We start from the raw sequence: 21,049 nt of genomic DNA, 5'->3' as shown, positions 1-21,049 counted from the left end.
ATCAACCCTCCTTCTCGATACGGGTCAGGTTATCCCGCAGGATCGGGCCGTATTCGTACTTGCCGGCACAGACATAGGTGCAGAGCGCCAGATCTTCCTCGTCCAGCTCCAGGCAACCGAGTTTCTGTGCCACTTCGGTATCGCCGACGATCAGCGAACGCAGCAATTGGGTCGGCAGGATGTCCAGCGGCATCACTTCTTCGTAGTTGCCGACCGGCACCATGGCGCGCGGGCTGCCGTTGGTGGTGGTGGAGAAAGCAAATTTCTTCGCACCCATCAGCTTGGAAACGAAGATGTTCAACACGGAATGCTTGTTCACCCCGGCGCGCAGGTAATGCAGCATTTCGCGGTCGTTGCCTTCGCGCAGGCAGGACACCTGCAGGTGGTAGCGGCCCAGGTAGGCGAACGCACCGTGGGCAGTACGACCACCCAACAGCGAGCCGGATACGACGCGGTTGTAGCCGGGCTGCAGCTCACCGGCAGTCAGTTCATCCAGGCTGGCACCAACACGGGTACGGACCAGGCGAGGCTTCTCGACCACCGGACCGGCCAGCGACACCACACGCTCCATCCACAACTGCCCTGTGGTGAACAGTTTGCCGACGGCGATCACGTCCTGGTAGTTGATGGTCCAGACGCTCTTGGATGCGCTGACCGGATCGAGGAAATGAATGTGGGTGCCCGGCAGGCCGGCAGGATGTGGCCCGGAGAAGGACTCAGTCTGGACCTTCGCCAGCTTTTCGCCCGCCACGCTGGCCCCATCTGCCTTGCAGAGGAAGACCTTGGCGAGGTTGCCCAGCACCTTGAGGCCATTCTCGAAGTCGGCAGCGTGCTCGACAATGATCACCGCCGGATCGGCAGCCAGCGGGTGGGTGTCGATAGCCGTCACGAAAATGGAGCTCGGTGTGGCATCAATCGCCGGCACCTTGCTGAACGGACGGGCGCGCAATGCAGTCCATAGACCGGACTGTTGCAGGTTTTCGCGGACCTGCTCGCTGCTCAGGCTGTCCAGCTGCGAAGCCGGATACTGAGCGAAGGTTTCCTGTTCATCGCCATCGATGTCGATCACCACCGATTGCAGGACACGCTTCTCACCACGGTGAATGGCACTCACCACCCCGGCAGCCGGCGCCGTGTAATGCACACCCGGCGTCTTCTTGTCGGAGAAGAGAACCTGACCGAGCTTGACCCGATCACCGACCTGTACCTGCATGGTCGGCTTCATCCCGTGATAATCGAAGCCTATGACGGCGACGCTACGAACCGGCCTTCCGGCCTCGATACGCTGCGCCGGCGCACCTGTTATGGGCAAGTCGAGCCCACGTTTTATTTTGATCATAGGTTTGCCTAACCACTGATTTTAGAAAGCTTTTTTCAGGAACGAAGACACCCTCGAGCCGAACGCCGCGACATCGTGCCGCTGGCGTTATCGACATGAATGATGTATTCGAACCCAGGTAAAAAATCCGCTCGATTATAGAGGCCGGTCCCCACACTGGCCACCCAAGCGCTTGCTTTTTTTACGATTTCCATAAGCTGTCAGACATCCGGGACTTGATCAAAAGCAAGGAGAAGGTCAGAAAAAAGACGTCGCGAAAAACCACGTCCTCCGCTACCCGATTCCTTTGATTTTTTCTCTTATCCATTGGTCGAACCCCTACCCTGGCCTTCGTACGAGACAAGCGGAGGACACCAGGAGGCCAAAGCGGCAATGCCCGGAAAGACGCGACCGAAACGACCCGGGTCACTCTGAAACTCGGCAGCATCGCCCCGCAGCAAGAGTTCTCGAGCCGAATCCCGCGCCCCTGGCTGGCACCGAAAAAAATCCAGCCCCTGAAAAAGCAAAACGGGAGCCGAAGCTCCCGTTCCGTCTTACCGACTCAACCGTCAGGCACGCGGGAAAGCGGGCGGGTTGACGCCAGCCATCTCCTCCATCACGCGCACCACCTGGCAGCTGTAGCCGAACTCATTGTCGTACCAGACATAGAGAACGACACGGTTGTCGTTGCAGATGGTCGCTTCGGCATCCACCACACCGGCATGACGCGAGCCGACGAAGTCACTGGACACCACTTCCTGCGAGCTGACGAAATCGATCTGCTTCTGCAGATCCGAGTGCATGGCCATCTGGCGCAGGTACTCGTTGATCTCCTCGCGGCTGGTGGCCTTTTCCAGGTTCAGGTTGAGAATGGCCATGGAGACGTTCGGCGTCGGAACACGGATGGCATTGCCGGTCAGCTTGCCTTTCAGTACCGGCAGCGCCTTGGCGGCGGCAGTAGCGGCACCGGTCTCGGTGATCACCATGTTCAGCGGGGCGCTGCGACCACGACGGCTTCCTTTGTGGAAGTTGTCGATCAGGTTCTGGTCGTTGGTATAGGAGTGAACGGTTTCGACGTGGCCGTTTACGATACCGAACTTGTCATTGACCGCCTTCAGCACCGGAACGATGGCGTTGGTGGTGCAGGACGCCGCGGAAACGATCTTGTCGTCATCGGTGATCTCGGCATGGTTGATGCCGTGCACGATGTTCTTCAGGGCGCCCTTGCCCGGAGCGGTCAATACGACGCGAGCAATGCCCGGGCACTTGAGGTGCTGGCCAAGACCTTCGGCGTCCCGCCATTTGCCGGTGTTATCCACCAGCAGAGCGTCCTTGATACCGTACTGTGTGTAGTCCACCGAAGACGGATCGTTGGAATAGATCACCTGGATGAGGTTGCCGTTGGCGGTCAGGGTGTTATTCGCTTCGTCGATGGTGATGGTGCCGTCGAACGGGCCATGCACGGAATCACGACGCAGCAGGCTGGCACGCTTGACCAGATCATTCTCGGCGCCCTTGCGCACGACAATGGCCCGCAGACGGAGCCCATCGCCACCACCGGTCTTCTCGATAAGGATGCGTGCCAGCAGGCGACCGATACGGCCGAAGCCGTACAGAACGACATCGGTGCCCTCGCGAGGAGCGCTGCTCTGCTTGCCAACCACATCGGCCAGCTCGTCACGCACGAACTGCTCGATATTGCGACCGTTACCTTCCGCCTTGAACTTGGCGACCATCTTGCCCAGGTCGACCGATGCGGCGCCCAGCTTGAGCTCGCTCATGATCTTCAGGATCGGGAATGTCTCGTGCACCGACAGCTCGGTCTCGTCCACCAGACGGTGACGTGCGAAGCGGTGGGCCTTGAGAATCGCGATCACCGAGCGATTGATCAGGCCGCGGCCGTAAATCGACGTCACCACGTTGTTGTTACGGTAGAGCTGGCCGATCAGCGGAATCATCGCTTCCGCAAGGGCTTCACGATCAATCCATTCACCGAGACACTGGTCGGGCTTCTGAGTCACGGGCAATACCTTCCACATGTAGGGGCTGAAAAAAGGGGCTACATTATGACGGCGCGCTCATTCGGCGGCAATCTGCAGCGGACGAAACACTGACAGCGAAACGGCCGGATAGTTACAATCGCTCCGGCCAAAACTAGACCGGAGTCACGACTGCACGTGTCCGTATCCGTACTGCGCCTCCCGACCCTGCCGGCTGCGACCGGTAAACAGCACTGGGGCAACCTGCCCGGTGCCGTCCTGTCCCTGGCCATTGCCGAAGCCGCCAGCGCGGCCCGACGCTTCACCCTGCTGCTGACCGCCGACAGCCAGAGCGCCGAGCGCCTGGAGCAGGAATTGGCCTTCTTCGCGCCAAACCTGCCGGTACTGCATTTCCCCGACTGGGAAACGCTGCCCTACGATGTCTTTTCTCCGCACCAGGACATCATCTCGCAGCGCGTCGCCAGCCTGTACCGTCTTCCCGAGCTGAAGCACGGCATCTTGGTAGTGCCGATCAGCACCGCCCTACATCGTCTGGCGCCGACCCGATTCCTGCTCGGATCGAGCCTGGTGCTGGACGTAGGGCAGCGGCTCGATGTCGAACAGATGCGCCTACGCCTCGAGGCGGCCGGCTACCGATGCGTGGACACCGTCTACGAGCATGGCGAGTTCGCCGTGCGCGGCGCACTGATCGATCTGTTCCCCATGGGCAGCCCCCTGCCCTACCGCATCGACCTGTTCGACGACGAAATCGAAACGCTGCGTACCTTCGATCCGGAAACTCAGCGCTCGATCGACAAGGTGGAATCCATCCGCCTGCTGCCCGCCCGCGAATTCCCACTGGACAAGAAAGCCGTCACCGATTTCCGCGGGCGCTTTCGCGAACGCTTCGATGTCGATTTCCGTCGCTGCCCGATCTACCAGGACCTTGCCAGCGGCATCACCCCGGCGGGCATCGAGTATTACTTGCCGTTGTTCTTCGAAGAGACAGCCACGCTCTTCGATTACCTGCCCCAGGACACCCAGGTCTTTTCCCTGCCCGGTATCGAACAGGCAGCGGAACAATTCTGGGTCGACGTTCGCAACCGCTACGAAGATCGCCGTGTCGACCCGGAGCGACCGATCCTGCCGCCTGCCGAGCTTTTCCTACCGGTGGAAGACTGCTTCGCCCGCCTGAAGAGCTGGCCGCGCATAGTCGCTGACCAGAAGGACATCGAGCCCGGCGTTGGCCGCGAACGCTTCCCTGCCCAACCACTGCCCGAGCTGGCCATCGAGACCAAGGCCAGCGAACCACTCGGCGCCCTGCGCCGCTTCTTGGATCAATTCCCCGGACGCGTGCTGTTCACCGCTGAGTCCGCCGGCCGCCGCGAAGTCCTGCTGGAACTGCTGGCACGCCTGAAACTCAAGCCCCAGGAAGTCGACGGCTGGCCGCAGTTCCTGAAAAGCCAGGAGCGCCTGGCCATCAGCATCGCGCCGCTGGATGAGGGTCTGCTGCTCGACGAACCGGCCGTCGCCCTGGTCGCCGAAAGTCCATTGTTCGGCCAGCGCGTCATGCAGCGTCGGCGCCGCGAAAAGAGCCGCGATGGCGGCGAGAACGTCATCAAGAACCTGACCGAGCTGCGTGAAGGCGCGCCGGTAGTACATATCGACCATGGTGTCGGCCGCTACCTGGGCCTGATCACTCTGGAAATAGACGGACAGAGCGCCGAATTCCTCGCCCTGCAATACGCCGACGAAGCCAAGCTTTATGTGCCAGTGGCCAGCCTGCACCTGATCGCTCGCTATACCGGCAGCGACGACGCTCTCGCTCCGCTGCACCGGCTTGGCTCGGAGCAATGGCAGAAAGCCAAACGCAAAGCGGCCGAACAAGTGCGCGACGTCGCCGCCGAACTGCTCGATATCTATGCCCGCCGCGCCGCCCGCAAGGGCTATGCCTTCAAGGACCCGGCCGCCGACTACGCTACCTTCGCCGCCGGTTTCCCGTTCGAGGAAACGCCCGATCAGCAGGCCGCCATCGACTCCGTGGTCGCCGATATGCTGGCCGAAAAGCCGATGGACCGCCTGGTCTGCGGCGACGTGGGCTTCGGCAAGACCGAAGTCGCCATGCGTGCCGCCTTCGTCGCCGTACACAGCGGTAAGCAGGTGGCCGTGCTGGTACCGACCACCCTGCTCGCCCAGCAGCACTACAACAGCTTCCGCGACCGGTTCGCCGACTGGCCGGTAACGGTGGAAGTGATGAGCCGCTTCAAGTCGACCAAGGAAGTCGAAGGCGCAGTACAGCAGCTCGCCGAAGGTAAGGTGGATATCGTCATCGGCACCCACAAGCTGCTGCAAGATGACGTCAAATTCAAGAACCTCGGACTGGTAATCATTGATGAAGAGCACCGCTTTGGTGTTCGCCAGAAGGAACAGCTCAAGGCCCTGCGTAGCGAAGTCGACATCCTCACCCTCACCGCCACGCCGATCCCGCGCACCCTGAACATGGCCGTGGCCGGCATGCGCGACCTGTCGATCATCGCCACACCGCCTGCTCGGCGCCTGTCGGTACGGACATTCGTCATGGAGCAGCAGAACGCGGTGATCAAGGAAGCCCTGCTGCGCGAGCTGCTACGCGGCGGCCAGGTCTATTACCTGCACAACGAGGTCAAGACCATCGAGAAATGCGCCCGCGACCTCGCCGAACTGGTGCCGGAGGCACGTATCGCCGTCGGCCACGGGCAAATGCGCGAGCGCGAACTGGAACAGGTGATGAGCGACTTCTACCACAAGCGCTTCAATGTGCTGGTGGCGTCGACCATCATCGAGACCGGTATCGACGTGCCCAGCGCCAACACCATCATCATCGAGCGTGCCGACAAGTTCGGCCTGGCCCAACTGCATCAGCTCCGCGGCCGTGTCGGGCGCAGTCACCACCAAGCCTACGCCTACCTGCTGACACCGCCCCGCAAGGCCATGACGCCGGATGCCGAAAAGCGCCTGGAGGCCATCGCCAATGCCCAGGACCTCGGCGCCGGCTTCGTTCTCGCCACCCATGACCTGGAAATCCGCGGCGCTGGCGAATTGCTCGGCGAAGGCCAGAGCGGGCAGATCCAGGCAGTCGGCTTCACGCTCTATATGGAAATGCTGGAGCGGGCAGTCAAGGCCATCCGCAAGGGTGAACAGCCCAATCTGGAACAGCCGCTGGGTGCTGGTCCAGAGATCAATCTGCGCGTTCCGGCCCTGATCCCGGAGGACTACCTGCCCGATGTGCATGCCCGCCTGATCCTCTACAAGCGCATCGCCTCGGCCACGGACGAAGACGGCCTGAAGGAGTTGCAAGTGGAGATGATCGACCGCTTCGGCCTGTTGCCGGAGCCGACCAAGAACCTGATGCGCCTGACCCTGCTCAAACTGCAGGCGGAGAAGCTCGGCATCCTCAAGGTCGACGCCGGTCCGCAAGGCGGACGTATCGAATTCGCCGCCGACACCGTCGTCGATCCGCTAGTGCTAATCAAATTGATCCAGAGCCAACCCAATCGCTACAAGTTCGAAGGAGCCACTCTCTTCAAATTCCAGGTGCCGATGGAGCGCCCGGAAGAGCGCTTCAACACCCTGGAGGCGCTACTCGAGCGCCTGACTCCACAATCCGCTTAAGGACCCGACATGCCTGCGCTTCGCTACATTGCCCTGCTGCTCATTTTCCTCGCGCCAACGGCCTTCGCCGATAGGCTCTACCAAGTCGAGCTGATCCTGTTCCGCCAGGCGGGCGAGACGATTCCTTCCAGCCAGCCCGCTCCCGAGGATTGGGCTGCCGGGGCACAACGTCTGGGAGCCGGCAGCGAACGAGCCACGGCGCTGAACAACGAAGCAGCCAAGCTCACCCCCGCCAACGGCTACCAGGTGCTGCTACATCAAGCCTGGCAACAGATGCTCGGTGCCACACCCAGCAAGATCATCGTCAGCACGGGGCAAGAGCAATTCGGGCACTTCCCGGTGGAAGGTACCCTCTCGATGAACCAAAACCGCTTGGTGGATTTGGAAGCCGAGTTCTGGGTCAACCAATTCGATGCGGATGGTGTACTGGTCGGCAGTGAATACATGAAGCAGGGCAGCCGGCTCAAGAATGGCGAACTGACCTATCTGGATCACGGCAGCCTGGGGCTGCTGATCCGCGTATCTCCTCTCTGAGGCGGAAGAAGACGCAACTGCGGCAGCTCGGGCTCGAGCTGCCGAAACCTGAAACCTCGATCAGTCCGCCAGCACCCGCCCCAGTACAGCCTTGACCTTCCCCATCCCCTCATTCAGCGCCCGCTCGATCTCCGCCATGGTGATCAACGCTGCGGATTTGCCCGCTGCGGGGTTCACCACCAGCGCCAAGCAGGCGTAAGGCAGAGCCAGCTCCCGCGCCAGCGCTGCCTCCGGCATGCCGGTCATTCCGACGATATCGCAGCCATCACGTTCCAGGCGGGCGATTTCGGCGACCGTTTCCAGCCTAGGTCCCTGGGTGCAGCCGTAGACGCCGTGGCCACTATAGGCACAGCCTTCTGCCACCAACGCCGCGACGAGCCGGCCGCGTAGCGTCTCGTCGTACGGATGACTGAAATCCACGTGGGTAACGTGCTCCAGCTCGCCCTCATAGAAGGTATGCGCACGGCCCGAGGTGTAATCGACGATCTGATGCGGCACGCAGAAATGCCCGGTGCCCATCGCCGCATGGATGCCGCCTACGGCATTCACCGCAAGAATCGCGCTGGCTCCGGCCTGTTTCAGCGCCCAGAGGTTGGCCCGGTAATTGACCTGATGGGGCGGGATACGGTGCGGCTGGCCATGCCTTGCCAGGAACAGCACTTCGCGGCCGGCGTACTCGCCACGCATGATGTCCGCAGACGGGGCGCCATAAGGCGTATCCATGGATTGGGCCTGGCGAATGGTCAGACCTTCCAGTTGGGTCAGGCCAGTGCCGCCGATAATGGCGTAGACAGTCATCGTTGTTATCGTCCTCAGTCGATCAATTGAGCATTCCGCAGGGCCGCCACGGCCGCCAGCCAGCGCGGGTCCTGGCGGTACTCGGTGGTTACGAAGCCCCTTCCACGCATGCGTGCGAGACGTGCCGGGCGCTCGACCTTGAGCCGTTGCAACGCCTGCAGAGCCAACTCGGCAGAGCCCCGATCGTTACACACCAGCCCCATGTCGCATCCCGCACCTAGCGCAGCCTCGATTCGATCGGCTGCATCGCCGACCACATGTGCGCCCGCCATTGAGAGATCATCGCTGAAGATCACGCCGTCGAAACCCAACTCGCCACGCAGAATGTCCTGCAGCCAGCGCCGCGAGAAACCCGCCGGCTGCGTATCCACCGCCGGGTAGATCACATGGGCCGGCATCACGGCGGCCAATTGACCATGCAAACGCGCGAACGGCACCAGATCGCACGTCCGGATCTCATCCAGGCTGCGCTCGTCGATCGGAATCGCCACATGGGAGTCGGCTTCGGCCCATCCGTGACCGGGAAAGTGCTTGCCAGTCGCCGCCATGCCGGCCGCGTTCATACCGCGAATGAAGGCCCCGGCGAGCAAGGCTGCCCGCTCGGCATTGCCCTCGAAAGCACGGCTACCAACCACCGCACTGCGCTGATGATCCAGATCGAGAACCGGCGCAAAGCTGATATCCAGGCCCACCGCCAGCACTTCAGTCGCCATCAGCCATCCACAGTGCTCGGCCAGCACCTCGCCGTCGACGTTATCGGCAATCGCCCGCATCGCCGGCAGCCGCACGAACCCCTGGCGCAGGCGTTGAACACGTCCGCCCTCTTGGTCCACCGCGAGGAGAAAATCCGGCCGCACAGCGCGTATCGAAGTACAGAGTTCGCGCACCTGGCGCGGGTGCTCGATATTGCGGGCGAAGAGAATCAGGCCGCCGACCTCGGGTTGCCGCAACAGGCAACGATCCTCGGCAGTCAACCAAGTGCCGGCGATATCCAGCATCAGGGAACCTTGCATGAATGTTCCTTAGTCAAGTTCGGCCCGAGCCCAGTCCGGGCAAGCCGCTTCATCGATACGTACCGGACAGTGCAGCGGCACGCGAGGGAATAGATCAAGGAGATCGGCATTGCGCAGGCGAATACAGCCATGGGAGCGCGGCACGCCCATCGGCTCGCTGTCAGGCGTACCGTGGAGATAGATATAACGGCGAAAACTGTCTACGTTCCCCAGGCGATTCCGACCGCGCTCGCAGCCGCTGAGCCAGAGAATCCGGGTCAGTATCCAATCGCGGCCGGGAAACTGTTCGTGCAGCACTGGCGACCAGACCTCGCCGGTCCAGCGTCGTCCTCTCAGCACGGCGCCACATGGCAGCCCTTCCCCGATCCTCGCACGCACCTGATGCCGACCCCGCGGCGTACAGCCGGAGCCATTCAACTCGCCAGCGCCGTTCAAGGCCGTGGAAACGGGAAGACGCAACACCAACCGCCCTTCAGCGAAGCCATAAAGGCACTGATCGGCGATGGAAATGTGCAGGAAATCGAGGGTTCGCATGGGCGGCTAGCTTAGCCGATCAGACCGGAGCCGCCCAGACAGATCAAACTTTGGCAGGCGCCGGAGCGGTCTTGCTGCGCGGTTTGAGCTGGGCGTTGGCCAGCTTTTCGTCGGTCACCGCACTGTCGGCCCGCATACCGGCGGCCAGGAACGGGACCATCAAGCGCATCACCTGTTCGATCGAAGTGTTCACGCCAAAATCATTCTCGGCGATGGCGCGCAGAGCCTTGATCCCGGACATACTGAACGCAGCGGCACCCAACATGAAGTGCACGCGCCAGAACAGTTCGATGGGCGGCATTTTCGGCGCGGCTTCGTGAACCAACTGCATGTAGCGCCGGAAAACCTTGCCGTACATGTCCTCCAGATAGCGGCGCAGGTGCCCCTGGCTCTGGCTGAAAGCCAAGCCCAAAAGACGCATGAAAATAGACAGATCGTTACCGCTGCGGGGCTTTACCGCCAAAGCCTGCTCGACCAGTATTTCCAGTAGCTCTTCCAGACTGGCATGGCTTTCAGACTTGGTCTGGCGACGATCCAACTCACGCTCGAGACTGAGGCAGAACGGCCCAAGGAACCGCGAGAAGACGGCCTGAATCAGGGCCTTCTTGGAACCGAAGTGATAGTTCACCGCAGCCAGGTTGACCCCGGCCTTGCTGGTAATCAGGCGCAAGGAGGTTTCGGCGAAGCCCTTCTCCGCGAACAGCTGTTCCGCAGCATCCAGGATGCGTTCGACGGTTTCTGACTGAGCCATGGATCCTCCACCTGACAAACACTTGTTTGAAACATACGTTTCAGCGCACCGGCTTGTCAAGTCGCACGAGCCGACTTTTGGCCGGCCGGTCACGATTGGCGACGACCACACTCGGACGGCCGTGACCAGGCACGAACCGACAAGCGAAAGGATTGCCAACCGCCTCCCACTGTATATAATCCCAGGCACTGTATAAAAAAACAGAGCCAAGACATGCTGAAACTGACGCCCCGCCAAGCCGAGATTCTCGCCTTCATCAAGCGTTGCCTGGAAGACAATGGCTATCCGCCCACCCGGGCCGAAATCGCCCAGGAGCTCGGTTTCAAGTCTCCCAACGCCGCCGAGGAGCATCTCAAGGCCCTTGCCCGCAAAGGCGCCATCGAAATGACCCCCGGTGCCTCCAGGGGCATTCGCATCCCTGGGTTCGAGCCGAACAACGCCGAGGAAGACGGCTTGCCGGTCATTGGCCGGGTCGCTGCCGGTGCGCCGATTCTAGCGCAACAGAATGTCGAAGAATCCTGCCGGATCAATCCGGATTTCTTCCATCCCCGTGCCGACTATCTGCTACGTGTCCGCGGCATGAGCATGAAGGACATCGGTATCTACGATGGCGACCTACTGGCCGTGCATGCCACCCGCGAGGCCCGCAATGGCCAGGTCGTGGTCGCTCGCCTGGATGACGACGTCACGGTCAAGCGTTTCAAGCGCGAGGGCAACAAGGTCTGGCTCATCGCGGAAAATCCGGAATTCGCCCCTATCGAAGTCGATCTGGAACAACAGAACCTGACGATCGAAGGCTTGAGTGTCGGCGTAATCCGCCGCTAAGGAGACGTTATGCAGTTCTCGCAGCCGCTTGACCTTCCCCAGCTTCCCCTGTTCGAGGCTTTTCTCGGCCAACCCGCCGTGCCATTACTGGCCGATGAAACCGAGCCCCATTGGCCCGAACCCGAGGCCTTCAGCGAACTGTCGCTGAGCGGAGCGGCCGGGCACTGCCTCCACCTGCTGGCGCCCATCCTTCGGGAGCTGAGCGAAGAAACCGATCTACGCTGGCTTACGCTCATCGCTCCGCCTTCCAGCCTGACCCATAGCTGGTTGCGCGAGGCCGGCCTGAACCGTGAGCGGATTCTCCTGCTGCATCCACGCGGTCAGCAAACCAGCCTTGAACTGGCCTGCGAAGCCCTGCGCCTGGGCCGCAGCCACACCGTCGTCAGTTGGTTGAACCCGCTCGACTTCGAGGCACGCCAGAACCTTGCCTCCGCCGCCCGCCTGGGTAGCGCGCAAAGCCTGAATATTCGTCTGGGTTGATCACAACGGCACACGGAGGTGCCACGCCTCGATGCAGCAGGCGATCAATGGTAGGAAGCTTGGCTCAGTGCAGGACGCGAGGTCCTTCCTCATCCCGCTCGAAATCCCCTTCGGCCAATCGGCCAGCCATCTGCACGCCGACGCTCAGCATGGCCTTGGCGACTTCCACATGGTGACCCTGCAGGAAAGCCTTGGCATCTGCCGAGAAGTCGAGGATTACCAACGCTTCCTCATCCTCCGCTCGGCGCAAGGCAATGCGCCCATCGGGCAGCTCAACAATTTCGAGGAAGGAAGTAGGCATAAGTCAATCTCAAGCGAAGGCTAGCCATTGTACCAGCCTGAAGGAATACGTCTCTAACCGTTCGGCTCAACACTCTGTCAGTGTTTCACGGAAACGTAGCGCCAGACCTTTCAGCTGTTTGCGCCACTCTTCCAGCTCATCGCGACCGAGCGAAGGCTCCTCCGCTTCCAGATCGACCGATTCGATCAATGGCACGGTCGGGTCGACTTTGGCCTTCTTCGGCGCTTGTGGTGGTTGGAACAGCGCAGTGTAGGCCGCAAGGAGGCGCCCAAGCCATGTTTCGGGTTGCTGCGCCAACTCCACCAGCTCGGCCAGCTCAGGGCTGGGCGCAGCATTCAGGACCGCTTGGTTCAACAGCATATCGACCCTGGGCGCGCGCGCCTCGGGCAAACGATAGAAACCGGCGATTTCATGGCAAAGGCCCAGAACGGCGCCATAGAGATGAAACAAGGCGGACTCGCGCTCGGCCTGGATCAGTGCCTGGGCGTTCATCGCCTGCCCGGTTTCGGCACGTTTCCACGCCTCCAGCGCCAGACCGGCGAAGTAGAGCTTCTGGTTTGTACGGGTATAAAGCTCGTGGGCCATACGGCGCCTCCAGAGGTACGCGTAAAGTGCCGGAAGAATCTACCGGACTATACGCGCCTCCGGCAGAACCGGAGGCACGTTTTGTCCGATCAGCGCTTGTCTTCGACTTTCCAACGATTGCCGTCGTAGAACGCACGCCAGCCGGTAGGCTTACCATCGACCTCGGACTGCACGTACTGCTCCTTGCTCTTGCGGCTGAAACGAATCACTGCCGGGCGGCCCTCTGGGTCCTTCTGTGGCGCCTCCAGGAGGAAGTGATACTTCGGATCCAATTCATCCTTGTGCGGGATCAACTCACTGACTAAGGGCGCACGGGTCTCGCGGTTCTTCGGAAACTGACTGGCCGCCAGGAACAAACCGGATGCACCGTCACGCAGCACATAGATGTCGTCGACCTTCTCGCACTTGAGCTCCGGCATCTTGATCGCATCCATCTTCGGCGGTGCTGGCTCACCGTTCTTCAGCAACTTGCGGGTGTTCTTGCAGGTCGGGTTGGTGCATCCAAAGAACTTGCCGAAGCGGCCGGTCTTCAACTGCATCTCGCTGCCACACTTGTCACATTCGAGACTCGGCCCTTCGTAACCCTTGATACGGTACTGGCCCTGCTCGATCTCGTAGCCACTGCAGTCCGGGTTATTGCCGCAGATGTGCAACTTACGCTTCTCGTCCAACAGATAGGCGTCCATCGCCGTCGAGCAGATCGGGCAACGGTGCTTGCCCAACAGAACGCGGGATTCCGACTCGCCCTCGTCATCCGCCGCGATTTCGTCACCCGGAATCAGGTTGATGGTTGCCTTGCAACGCTCTTTCGGCGGCAGACTGTACCCAGAACAACCGAGGAAGACCCCAGTGGAGGCGGTACGAATCATCATAGGCCGTCCGCATTCGCGGCAGGGAATGTCGGTCAGTGTCGGCTGGTTGGCACGCATGCCCTTCTCGCTGGCCTCGGCGGTTTCCAGCTTTTTCTTGAAATCGGCATAGAACTCGTCGAGAAGGTGCTTCCAGTCACGCTCACCTTGGGCAACATCATCCAGATGCTCTTCCATCCCGGCAGTAAAGCCGTAGTCCATGAGGTTGGAAAAACTCTCGGAAAGACGGTCGGTCACGATATCGCCCATCTTCTCCGCGTAGAAACGACGGTTATGCACAGTGACGTAACCGCGTTCCTGGATGGTTGAGATGATCGCCGCGTAGGTCGACGGCCGGCCAATACCACGCTTTTCCAGCTCCTTGACCAAACTGGCTTCGGAGTAGCGCGCCGGCGGCTTGGTAAAATGCTGGCTGGGATCGAGCTTGATCAGCTTCAGCATCTCGCTTTCATTCATCTCCGGCAGCACGTCGTCTTCGCCCGGCTTGCTCTGCTGGGGCAGTACCCGGGTATAGCCGTCGAATCTGAGGATGCGCCCCTTGGCACGCAGTTCGAAGTCGCCCGCCGCTACGCTGACAGTGGTCGACAGGTACTCGGCCGGAGGCATCTGGCAGGCGACGAACTGACGCCAGATCAATTCGTAGAGACGCTCGGCGTCACGCTCCATGCCGGACAGTTGGTTCGGCCGCAGATTGACGTCGGACGGACGGATCGCCTCGTGAGCCTCCTGGGCGCCTTCCTTGCTGGAATAGACATTCGGCTTCGCCGGCAGGTATTTCTGACCGAACTCGCCCTCGATGAAGCCCCGGACCATGCCGATGGCGTCCGCCGAAAGGTTGGTCGAGTCGGTACGCATATAAGTGATGTAGCCCGCCTCGTAGAGACGCTGGGCCATCATCATGGTCTTCTTCACACCGAAGCCGAGACGGTTGCTCGCCGCCTGCTGCAGCGTGGACGTGATGAACGGAGCCGACGGACGGCTGCTGGTCGGCTTGTCCTCGCGCTTGACCACGCGATAGCTGGAAGCCTTGAGCTTCTCCAGCGCCGCCATGGCCTGTGCTTCGTTGAGCGGCTTGAAGGCCTCGCCCCGCTCGCGGACCACTTCGAAACGCACCTGGGCATTCTTCGCCGTGGACAGGTCGGCATGCACTTCCCAGTATTCTTCCGGAACGAAGGCGCGGATTTCGCGTTCACGCTCGACCACCAGCTTCACCGCTACCGACTGGACGCGGCCGGCGGAAAGGCCGCGGGCGATCTTCTGCCAGAGCAACGGCGACACCATGTAGCCGACCACGCGGTCGAGGAATCGCCGCGCCTGCTGGGCGTTGACCCGATTGATGTCCAGATCGCCGGGTGCGGAGAACGCTTCCTGGATCGCTTTCTTGGTGATTTCGTTGAAAACCACGCGCTTGTAGCGGCTCTCGTCGCCACCGATGGACTCGCGCAGGTGCCAGGCGATGGCCTCCCCTTCGCGGTCCAAGTCGGTTGCGAGATAGATGGTGTCGGCATCCTTGGCCAAGCGGCGAAGCTCGTCGATCACCTTTTCCTTGCCCGGCAGAATCTCGTATTTGGCTTTCCAGCCGTGCTCGGGATCGACACCCATGCGCGAGAACAGCTGGCGCTTGGCCTTTTCCTTCGCCGACAACGCCGGAGCCTCGGCGGCAGTCTTGCCGCGCTTCGCCGGCTCCTTGCCATTGCTGGACGAACCGCTGGTGGGCAGGTCACGGATATGGCCGATGCTCGACTTCACCACGTACTGGCTGCCCAGGTACTTGTTGATGGTCTTGGCCTTGGCCGGGGATTCCACGATGACCAGCGATTTGCCCATGGATCGGAAAATTCCTGAATTCGGTAAATGAAAGGCGGGAGCCGCCTGGCGCGGCACCGCTATATATAGTGGTGGCCGAGGCAAGGTCAAGCGCCCCGGTTCGGCGATAGGAGGTCAAGGCTGCTCGAACAGCGTCTTTTCCGCCTTGATCAATGCAAAACGCGGAACACTTTCACCATCCACCTCGACGGTCTCGGTGAACATGCGCAGCGGGCGCACCCAGAGTCCGTACTCGCCGTACAGCGCTTGGTACACCACTAGCTCTTCTTCCGTCTCGGAATGCCGGGCCACACCAAATACCCGATACTCGGGCCCTTTGTAATGGCGATAGAGGCCGGGTTGAACTCGCATCACGGATTCCCTCTCTGCACAAAAACAAAAGCCGGGGCACCAGGCCCCGGCTCGTACCACCGATTGCTTAGGACGCTCAGATGCGCTCGAAGACGGTGGTGATGCCCTGGCCGAGGCCTACGCACATGGTAGACACGCCCAGAGTACCGCCGTTCTGCCTCATCACGTTCAGCAGGGTACCGGAGATACGCGCACCGGAACAACCGAACGGGTGGCCCAGCGCAATGGCACCACCATGCAGGTTGACCTTCTCTTCCATCTTGTCGAGCAGCTTGAGGTCCTTCAGTACCGGCAGAGCCTGGGCGGCGAAGGCTTCGTTCAGCTCGACGAAGTCGATGTCGTCGATGGTCAGGCCGGCACGCTTGAGTGCTTTCTGGGTGGACGGCACCGGACCGTAGCCCATGATGGCTGGGTCGACGCCTGCCACCGCCATGGCACGCACCACGGCCATCGGCTGGATGCCAAGGTCCTTGGCGCGCTGGGCGGACATGACGATCATGCAGGATGCACCGTCGGTGATCTGCGAAGAGGTGCCTGCAGTCACGGTGCCACCCTTCGGATTGAAGGCCGGCTTCAGTTGCGCCAGGCTTTCCAGAGTAGTGTCGGGACGAATGGTTTCGTCATAGTCGAACACCTTCAGGAAGCCATTCTCGTCGTAGCCCTGCATCGGGATGATTTCATCCTTGAACTTGCCTTCGACGGTAGCCTTGTGCGCCAGGCGGTGCGAACGCTCACCAAAGGCGTCCTGCTGCTCGCGGCTGATGCCATGCATCTTGCCGAGCATTTCGGCGGTCAGGCCCATCATGCCGGACGCCTTGGCGGCGTACAGCGACAGGTGCGGGTTCGGGTCTACGCCGTGCATCATGCCGACGTGCCCCATGTGCTCCACGCCACCAATGACGAACACATCGCCATTGCCGGTCTGGATCGCCTGCACCGCAGTGTGCAGGGCGCTCATGGACGAACCGCACAGGCGGCTGACGGTCTGGCCGGCACTGGTGTGCGGAATCTGGGTCATCAGCGACGCCATGCGGGCGATGTTCCAACCCTGCTCCAGGGTCTGGTTCACGCAACCCCAGATCACGTCTTCCACTTCCGCCGGGTTGACCAGCGGGTTGCGCTCCAGCAGCTTGCTGATCAAGTGTGCCGACATGTTCTCGGCACGGGTGTTGCGGTGCATGCCGCCCTTGGAACGACCCATCGGGGTACGACCGAAGTCGACGATGACGGCATCTCTCGGATTCAGGCTCATAGTTCTACTCTCGCTCTCATCTGTCCGCGATTAACCGAAGAAGCTCTGGCCCTTGGCGGCCATTTCACGCAGCTTCGCGGTCGGGTGGTACAGCGGACCCAGGTCGGCGTACTTGTCGGCCAGGGCCACGAATTCGGCTACACCGATGGAATCGATGTAACGCAGCGCACCCCCACGGAAGGGCGGGAAGCCGATGCCGTAGATCAGGCCCATGTCGGCTTCGGCAGCCGTTTCGACGATGCCATCTTCCAGGCAGCGGACGGTTTCCAGGCACAGCGGGATCATCATGAAGTTGATGATGTCCTCGTCGGTCAGTTCGCGCTGTTCGCGGATGATCGGCTTGAGCACTTCGTAGGCCTGCGGATCGGAGACCTTCTTCGGCTTGCCGCGCTTGTCGGTTTCGTAGGCGTAGAACCCCTTGCCATTCTTCTGACCCAGACGATTGGCTTCGTACATCACGTCAACGGCAGTCTTGCCCTCGACGGCCATGCGATCCGGGAAGCCCTCGGCCATCACGTCGCGGCCATGGTGGCCGGTGTCGATGCCGACCACGTCGGACAGGTAGGCCGGCCCCATGGGCCAGCCGAACTTCTCCATCACCTTGTCGATGCGGACGAAATCGACGCCCAGCTCCAGCAGTTTGGCGAAGCCGCCGAAATACGGGAACAACACGCGGTTGACCAGGAAGCCCGGGCAGTCGTTGACCACGACCGGGGTCTTGCCCATTTTCTTGGCATAGGCAACGGTGGTGGCGATAGCGGTTTCGCCGGTCTTCTCGCCACGGATCACTTCCACCAGCGGCATCATATGCACCGGGTTGAAGAAGTGCATGCCGCAGAAGTTTTCCGGACGCTTGAGCGCCTGGGCCAGCAGGCTGATGGAAATGGTCGAGGTGTTGGAGGTGAGGACCGCGTCCTCCTTCACCAACCCTTCCACTTCGGACAGCACGGCCTGCTTGATCTTCGGATTCTCGACCACGGCCTCGACCACGATGTCGACAGTGCCGAAATCGCCGTAGGACAGGGTCGGACGGATGGCATTGAGTGCCTGAGCCATCTTCTCGGGAGTCAGGCGGCCCTTCTCGACGCGCTTGCCGAGCAGCTTGGCTGCTTCGCCGAGGCCGAGCTGGATAGCCTCCTCGCGGATGTCCTTCATCAGGATCGGCGTGCCCTTGACGGCGGACTGGTAGGCGATGCCACCGCCCATGATGCCGGCACCGAGTACGGCAGCCATCTTCACGTCTTTGGCCAGTTCGTCGTACTTCTTGGCTTTTTTCTTCAGCTCCTGATCGTTCAGGAACAGGCCGATCAGGCTTTCCGCGACAGAAGTCTTGGCCAGCTTGACGAAGCCGGCGGCCTCGACCTCCAGCGCCTTGTCACGGGTGAAGTTGGCGGCCTTCTGGATGGTCTTGATCGCTTCGACCGGCGCCGGGTAGTTCGGCCCGGCCTGGCCGGCGACGAAGCCCTTGGTGGTTTCGAAAGCCATCATCTGTTCGATGGCATTCAGCTTGATCTTTTCCAGCTTCGGCTGGCGCTTGACCTTGTAGTCCAGCTCACCGGAGATGGCACGCTTGATCAGGTCAACGGCAGCGGCCTGCAGCTTGTCGGCGGCGACAACGGCATCGACAGCGCCGACTTTCAGCGCGTCTTCGGCCTTGTTTTCCTTACCGGAGGCGATCCACTCGATGGCGTTGTCGGTGCCGATCACACGCGGCAGACGAACGGTGCCGCCGAAGCCCGGGTAGATGCCCAGCTTGACTTCCGGCAAACCGACCTTGGCGCTGTCCGCCATGACACGGTAGTCGCAGGCCAGGCACATCTCGAAACCGCCACCGAGGGCGATGCCATTGATGGCGACGACCGTCGGCACGCCGAGGTCTTCGAAATCGCTGAAGATCTTGTTGGCTTCGAGGTTGCCGGCAACCAGCTCTTCGTCGGGCAGTTTGAAGTTATCGACGAACTCGGTGATGTCGGCGCCGACGATAAACACGTCCTTGCCGCTGGTGACGACCACGCCTTTGATCGAACCGTCCGCCTTGATGGCATCCACGGATTCGCGTAGCTCGTTCAGGGTGAGACGGTTGAATTTGTTGACGGACTCACCCTTGAGGTCGAAATTCAATTCGACGATGCCGCCCTCAAGAGCCTTAACCGTGATGGCTTTACCTTCGTAAATCATCAACTGATCTCCACGGTATGGAAGCTGAACAGTGCACATCGGACACCAGCCGCGGACTTACCTGCGGCGCAGCCGGAGCATAGCCTCGAACTGTCTGGTACACCCGCCGACGTGATAATCGGGTTTTGTTTTAGAGCCGCCGCCTGAGGCAAACGCTCAATTCATACGCCCGTTTGATTTGGGTGTGCACACCATCGGGTAAAATCCGGCCGTTGTCAATTGGAGGACGCCGCCGTTGTGCGCTCGCTTTCGCCCGGCAACGGAGCCACCGAGGCCCTGGAAAGCAACATTCACAGCATCTATGTGCAGGCATTCGCCAACGCTACCGATACTGGCACCCTGCCCGTCCGCTAGCTGGTCAAACCTGCCGGCTACAGGTAGAGTCGCCCCGCACGGCCCGCCCAGGCCTGTGAACAGAAGAACAACAAACGGGAATCAACGGGCCAACGGAGTCGTCCATGCCGAACCGTCTGCGCACTCTTTCGAGCACCCTCCTCGCCCTCTGTCTGGCCCTGCCCGCCTGGGCGGCCGACCCGAGCGCCACGCTGCTCGATTTGCATCAGCAACGCCTCGCCACCCAACGAAGCCTGGCGGCGTTCTTCATGTTCAATGGCATGGAAGGCGACCAGCGCTACGCGCGCATGATCGATGAGTCGCTGCAATTGTCCCGTGGCCGCCTCGATAAGCTGGGGGAGTTGCCCGGCGAAAGCTCGAAAGCACTCGCCACCCGTCTCGCCCAAGAATGGCAAGGCTATGAAAATGACCTCCAGGCGCTGGTCAGTACGCTGAAGAGCCAAGGGTTCACCGACCTCCAGCCCGTCGCCGATCTGGCCGAACGCAATCGGCAACTGATGGAGCTGAGCGGAGAGCTGTATGCCAGAATCCAGCGGGAGAGTGCCTTCAACGTCCCGCCATTGACTCAGCAAAGCCGCGAACAGAGCCTGCTGATGCAGAATATCGCGCTGGACTACGCTTCACGCAGCGCGTCGGTCGGGGCAACATTCTTCGGCGGCAATGAGGGCAAGGCGATCGACGAACTGGCCGAACAGTTCTCGACCGGACTCACGCGCCTGGAAGCGGCGCCGGCCAACACCGCAGAGACCCGACAGGGCTTGCAGGCCATCGGCACGAAATGGCGTTACATCGAAAAATCGCTGAAAAACTATAATGAGAACAGCGTTCCTTTCGTCATCAGCAAATATTCGGATCGAATTATCGAAGCGCTTGAAGTACTCTCTGCCCAATATGCCGCGCAAAGCCTGTGAACCCGGCCCGGCGCAACACGATTTCCGGCCTGTCTGGCCATACGCTACGGCCCGGTGCAACCCACCGGGCTTTTTTCTGCGCCTCAGGCGAGCGCAGCCAGCACATCCGCAACCCGCTGCAACGCCTCCGCATCGCCCCGCTCGCCCCAACACAGGGCTATCATCTGCGAATTTGCCTCGATCTTGTAGACATCCATCGGAAGCTCAGCGAGCCGGGCCGCCAACGCCTCGTCCGCGCAAGGTTCGCGCCACTGGTTCAACCATTCGCCGGATTCGGATCGCCAGAAACACCAACTGTCCCCACGACCGGCGCGGCGCGGACGGTGATACTGCGGGCACGGGTTCGGCGGTTGCCGGCCCAGCCAGTGCGGCCATTCCTGGCGCGACAACTGCATCGCCAAGCCCATCCGGCGCGCAGCCAGGCGCATTTCCATCTGCCCCCGTTGACGGTGGGAAGGCAACAGCCAGGCAAGCGGACTGAGCAGGAGAGCCAGGAGTACGAGAGTCAACCAGAGCGTCACGACGGAAATCCTTGTTA

The 21,049-nt window shown here is 61.2% G+C and carries 18 protein-coding genes; 5 read left to right on the top strand and 13 right to left on the bottom strand.

Features of this window, described 5'->3' with window-relative positions; genetic code table 11:
• Position 1 precedes the first annotated feature (1 nt).
• A complete protein-coding gene (locus tag BZL41_RS01900) occupies positions 2 to 1,339 on the bottom strand; it encodes a Na(+)-translocating NADH-quinone reductase subunit A (RefSeq protein WP_095597732.1) in 1,338 nt (445 codons plus the stop codon).
• 548 nt (positions 1,340 to 1,887) lie between these two features.
• Positions 1,888 to 3,357 carry a glyceraldehyde-3-phosphate dehydrogenase gene (locus BZL41_RS01895; RefSeq protein ID WP_095597731.1) on the bottom strand — a complete coding sequence of 490 codons (1,470 nt, stop codon included), beginning with the start codon at positions 3,355 to 3,357 and terminating at the stop codon, positions 1,888 to 1,890.
• A 138-nt stretch (positions 3,358 to 3,495) separates the two neighbouring features.
• Between BZL41_RS01895 and mfd the strand changes: the two genes are divergently transcribed.
• Both mfd and BZL41_RS01885 read left to right on the top strand, forming a co-directional pair.
• Complete coding sequence (mfd, locus tag BZL41_RS01890) at positions 3,496 to 6,948, top strand: transcription-repair coupling factor (protein ID WP_095597730.1); 3,453 nt, start codon at positions 3,496 to 3,498, stop codon at positions 6,946 to 6,948.
• A 9-nt stretch (positions 6,949 to 6,957) separates the two neighbouring features.
• The gene (locus BZL41_RS01885) at positions 6,958 to 7,482 is read left to right on the top strand and encodes a CsiV family protein (protein ID WP_095597729.1); all 525 of its coding nucleotides are present in this window, start codon (positions 6,958 to 6,960) and stop codon (positions 7,480 to 7,482) included.
• A gap of 60 nt (positions 7,483 to 7,542) precedes the next feature.
• On the opposite strand, the gene BZL41_RS01880 is transcribed toward BZL41_RS01885, so the two are convergent.
• Genes BZL41_RS01880 through BZL41_RS01865 form a run of 4 tightly spaced genes read right to left on the bottom strand, consistent with a single transcriptional unit; the run spans position 7,543 to position 10,578 of the window.
• Complete coding sequence (locus BZL41_RS01880) at positions 7,543 to 8,280, bottom strand: S-methyl-5'-thioinosine phosphorylase (protein ID WP_095597728.1); 738 nt, start codon at positions 8,278 to 8,280, stop codon at positions 7,543 to 7,545.
• Positions 8,281 to 8,294: 14 nt separating this feature from the next.
• Positions 8,295 to 9,293, bottom strand: coding sequence for a beta-N-acetylhexosaminidase (nagZ, locus tag BZL41_RS01875; protein ID WP_095597727.1), 999 nt, complete (start codon positions 9,291 to 9,293; stop codon positions 8,295 to 8,297).
• 9 nt (positions 9,294 to 9,302) lie between these two features.
• On the bottom strand, positions 9,303 to 9,827 hold the full coding sequence (locus tag BZL41_RS01870; protein ID WP_095597726.1) for a L,D-transpeptidase: 525 nt from the start codon (positions 9,825 to 9,827) through the stop codon (positions 9,303 to 9,305).
• A gap of 43 nt (positions 9,828 to 9,870) precedes the next feature.
• Entirely contained in the window at positions 9,871 to 10,578 is a 708-nt protein-coding gene (locus tag BZL41_RS01865; protein WP_095597725.1) for a TetR/AcrR family transcriptional regulator, read from the bottom strand.
• A gap of 213 nt (positions 10,579 to 10,791) precedes the next feature.
• On the opposite strand from BZL41_RS01865, the gene lexA reads away from it, so the two are divergent.
• Positions 10,792 to 11,403, top strand: a complete 612-nt coding sequence (gene lexA, locus BZL41_RS01860; protein ID WP_095597724.1) for a transcriptional repressor LexA — start codon at positions 10,792 to 10,794, stop codon at positions 11,401 to 11,403.
• Between the two features lie 9 nt (positions 11,404 to 11,412).
• Entirely contained in the window at positions 11,413 to 11,883 is a 471-nt protein-coding gene (sulA, locus tag BZL41_RS01855; protein WP_095597723.1) for an SOS-induced cell division inhibitor SulA, read from the top strand.
• Between the two features lie 64 nt (positions 11,884 to 11,947).
• Here the strand turns inward: sulA and BZL41_RS01850 are convergent, their stop codons facing one another.
• The 6 genes from BZL41_RS01850 to fadB form a co-directional block, all read right to left on the bottom strand.
• Complete coding sequence (locus tag BZL41_RS01850; RefSeq protein ID WP_084334042.1) at positions 11,948 to 12,184, bottom strand: hypothetical protein; 237 nt, start codon at positions 12,182 to 12,184, stop codon at positions 11,948 to 11,950.
• 66 nt (positions 12,185 to 12,250) lie between these two features.
• Complete coding sequence (locus BZL41_RS01845; RefSeq protein ID WP_095597722.1) at positions 12,251 to 12,769, bottom strand: DUF6586 family protein; 519 nt, start codon at positions 12,767 to 12,769, stop codon at positions 12,251 to 12,253.
• Between the two features lie 89 nt (positions 12,770 to 12,858).
• The gene (gene topA / locus BZL41_RS01840; protein ID WP_095597721.1) at positions 12,859 to 15,465 is read right to left on the bottom strand and encodes a type I DNA topoisomerase; all 2,607 of its coding nucleotides are present in this window, start codon (positions 15,463 to 15,465) and stop codon (positions 12,859 to 12,861) included.
• A 114-nt stretch (positions 15,466 to 15,579) separates the two neighbouring features.
• Positions 15,580 to 15,816: a DUF1653 domain-containing protein gene (locus BZL41_RS01835; RefSeq protein WP_095597720.1), complete on the bottom strand. Its 237-nt coding sequence runs from the start codon at positions 15,814 to 15,816 to the stop codon at positions 15,580 to 15,582.
• Between the two features lie 76 nt (positions 15,817 to 15,892).
• Entirely contained in the window at positions 15,893 to 17,068 is a 1,176-nt protein-coding gene (fadA, locus tag BZL41_RS01830; protein WP_095597719.1) for an acetyl-CoA C-acyltransferase FadA, read from the bottom strand.
• A gap of 30 nt (positions 17,069 to 17,098) precedes the next feature.
• Entirely contained in the window at positions 17,099 to 19,246 is a 2,148-nt protein-coding gene (gene fadB / locus BZL41_RS01825; protein WP_095597718.1) for a fatty acid oxidation complex subunit alpha FadB, read from the bottom strand.
• 458 nt (positions 19,247 to 19,704) lie between these two features.
• Here fadB and BZL41_RS01820 point away from each other — a divergent pair, with 458 nt between their 5' ends.
• Positions 19,705 to 20,511: a hypothetical protein gene (locus tag BZL41_RS01820; RefSeq protein ID WP_095597717.1), complete on the top strand. Its 807-nt coding sequence runs from the start codon at positions 19,705 to 19,707 to the stop codon at positions 20,509 to 20,511.
• Positions 20,512 to 20,594: 83 nt separating this feature from the next.
• On the opposite strand, the gene BZL41_RS01815 is transcribed toward BZL41_RS01820, so the two are convergent.
• The gene (locus BZL41_RS01815; RefSeq protein WP_095597716.1) at positions 20,595 to 21,032 is read right to left on the bottom strand and encodes a hypothetical protein; all 438 of its coding nucleotides are present in this window, start codon (positions 21,030 to 21,032) and stop codon (positions 20,595 to 20,597) included.
• Between the last annotated feature and the right edge of the window lie 17 nt (positions 21,033 to 21,049).

Source organism: Pseudomonas sp. PIC25 (assembly GCF_002286785.1).
Classification (GTDB): Bacteria; Pseudomonadota; Gammaproteobacteria; order Pseudomonadales; family Pseudomonadaceae; genus Pseudomonas_M.
The sequence above is the reverse complement of the archived record's forward strand: the minus strand, read 5'-3'. Positions and strand labels throughout refer to the sequence as shown.

Coding starts and splice junctions, on each gene's coding strand:
- BZL41_RS01900 (WP_095597732.1), bottom strand. CDS start 1,339: ATGATCAAAATAAAACGTGGGCTCGACTTGCCCATAACAGGTGCGCCG.
- BZL41_RS01895 (WP_095597731.1), bottom strand. CDS start 3,357: ATGTGGAAGGTATTGCCCGTGACTCAGAAGCCCGACCAGTGTCTCGGT.
- BZL41_RS01885 (WP_095597729.1), top strand. CDS start 6,958: ATGCCTGCGCTTCGCTACATTGCCCTGCTGCTCATTTTCCTCGCGCCA.
- BZL41_RS01880 (WP_095597728.1), bottom strand. CDS start 8,280: ATGACTGTCTACGCCATTATCGGCGGCACTGGCCTGACCCAACTGGAA.
- nagZ (WP_095597727.1), bottom strand. CDS start 9,293: ATGCAAGGTTCCCTGATGCTGGATATCGCCGGCACTTGGTTGACTGCC.
- BZL41_RS01870 (WP_095597726.1), bottom strand. CDS start 9,827: ATGCGAACCCTCGATTTCCTGCACATTTCCATCGCCGATCAGTGCCTT.
- BZL41_RS01865 (WP_095597725.1), bottom strand. CDS start 10,578: ATGGCTCAGTCAGAAACCGTCGAACGCATCCTGGATGCTGCGGAACAG.
- lexA (WP_095597724.1), top strand. CDS start 10,792: ATGCTGAAACTGACGCCCCGCCAAGCCGAGATTCTCGCCTTCATCAAG.
- sulA (WP_095597723.1), top strand. CDS start 11,413: ATGCAGTTCTCGCAGCCGCTTGACCTTCCCCAGCTTCCCCTGTTCGAG.
- BZL41_RS01850 (WP_084334042.1), bottom strand. CDS start 12,184: ATGCCTACTTCCTTCCTCGAAATTGTTGAGCTGCCCGATGGGCGCATT.
- BZL41_RS01845 (WP_095597722.1), bottom strand. CDS start 12,769: ATGGCCCACGAGCTTTATACCCGTACAAACCAGAAGCTCTACTTCGCC.
- topA (WP_095597721.1), bottom strand. CDS start 15,465: ATGGGCAAATCGCTGGTCATCGTGGAATCCCCGGCCAAGGCCAAGACC.
- BZL41_RS01835 (WP_095597720.1), bottom strand. CDS start 15,816: ATGCGAGTTCAACCCGGCCTCTATCGCCATTACAAAGGGCCCGAGTAT.
- fadA (WP_095597719.1), bottom strand. CDS start 17,068: ATGAGCCTGAATCCGAGAGATGCCGTCATCGTCGACTTCGGTCGTACC.
- fadB (WP_095597718.1), bottom strand. CDS start 19,246: ATGATTTACGAAGGTAAAGCCATCACGGTTAAGGCTCTTGAGGGCGGC.
- BZL41_RS01820 (WP_095597717.1), top strand. CDS start 19,705: ATGCCGAACCGTCTGCGCACTCTTTCGAGCACCCTCCTCGCCCTCTGT.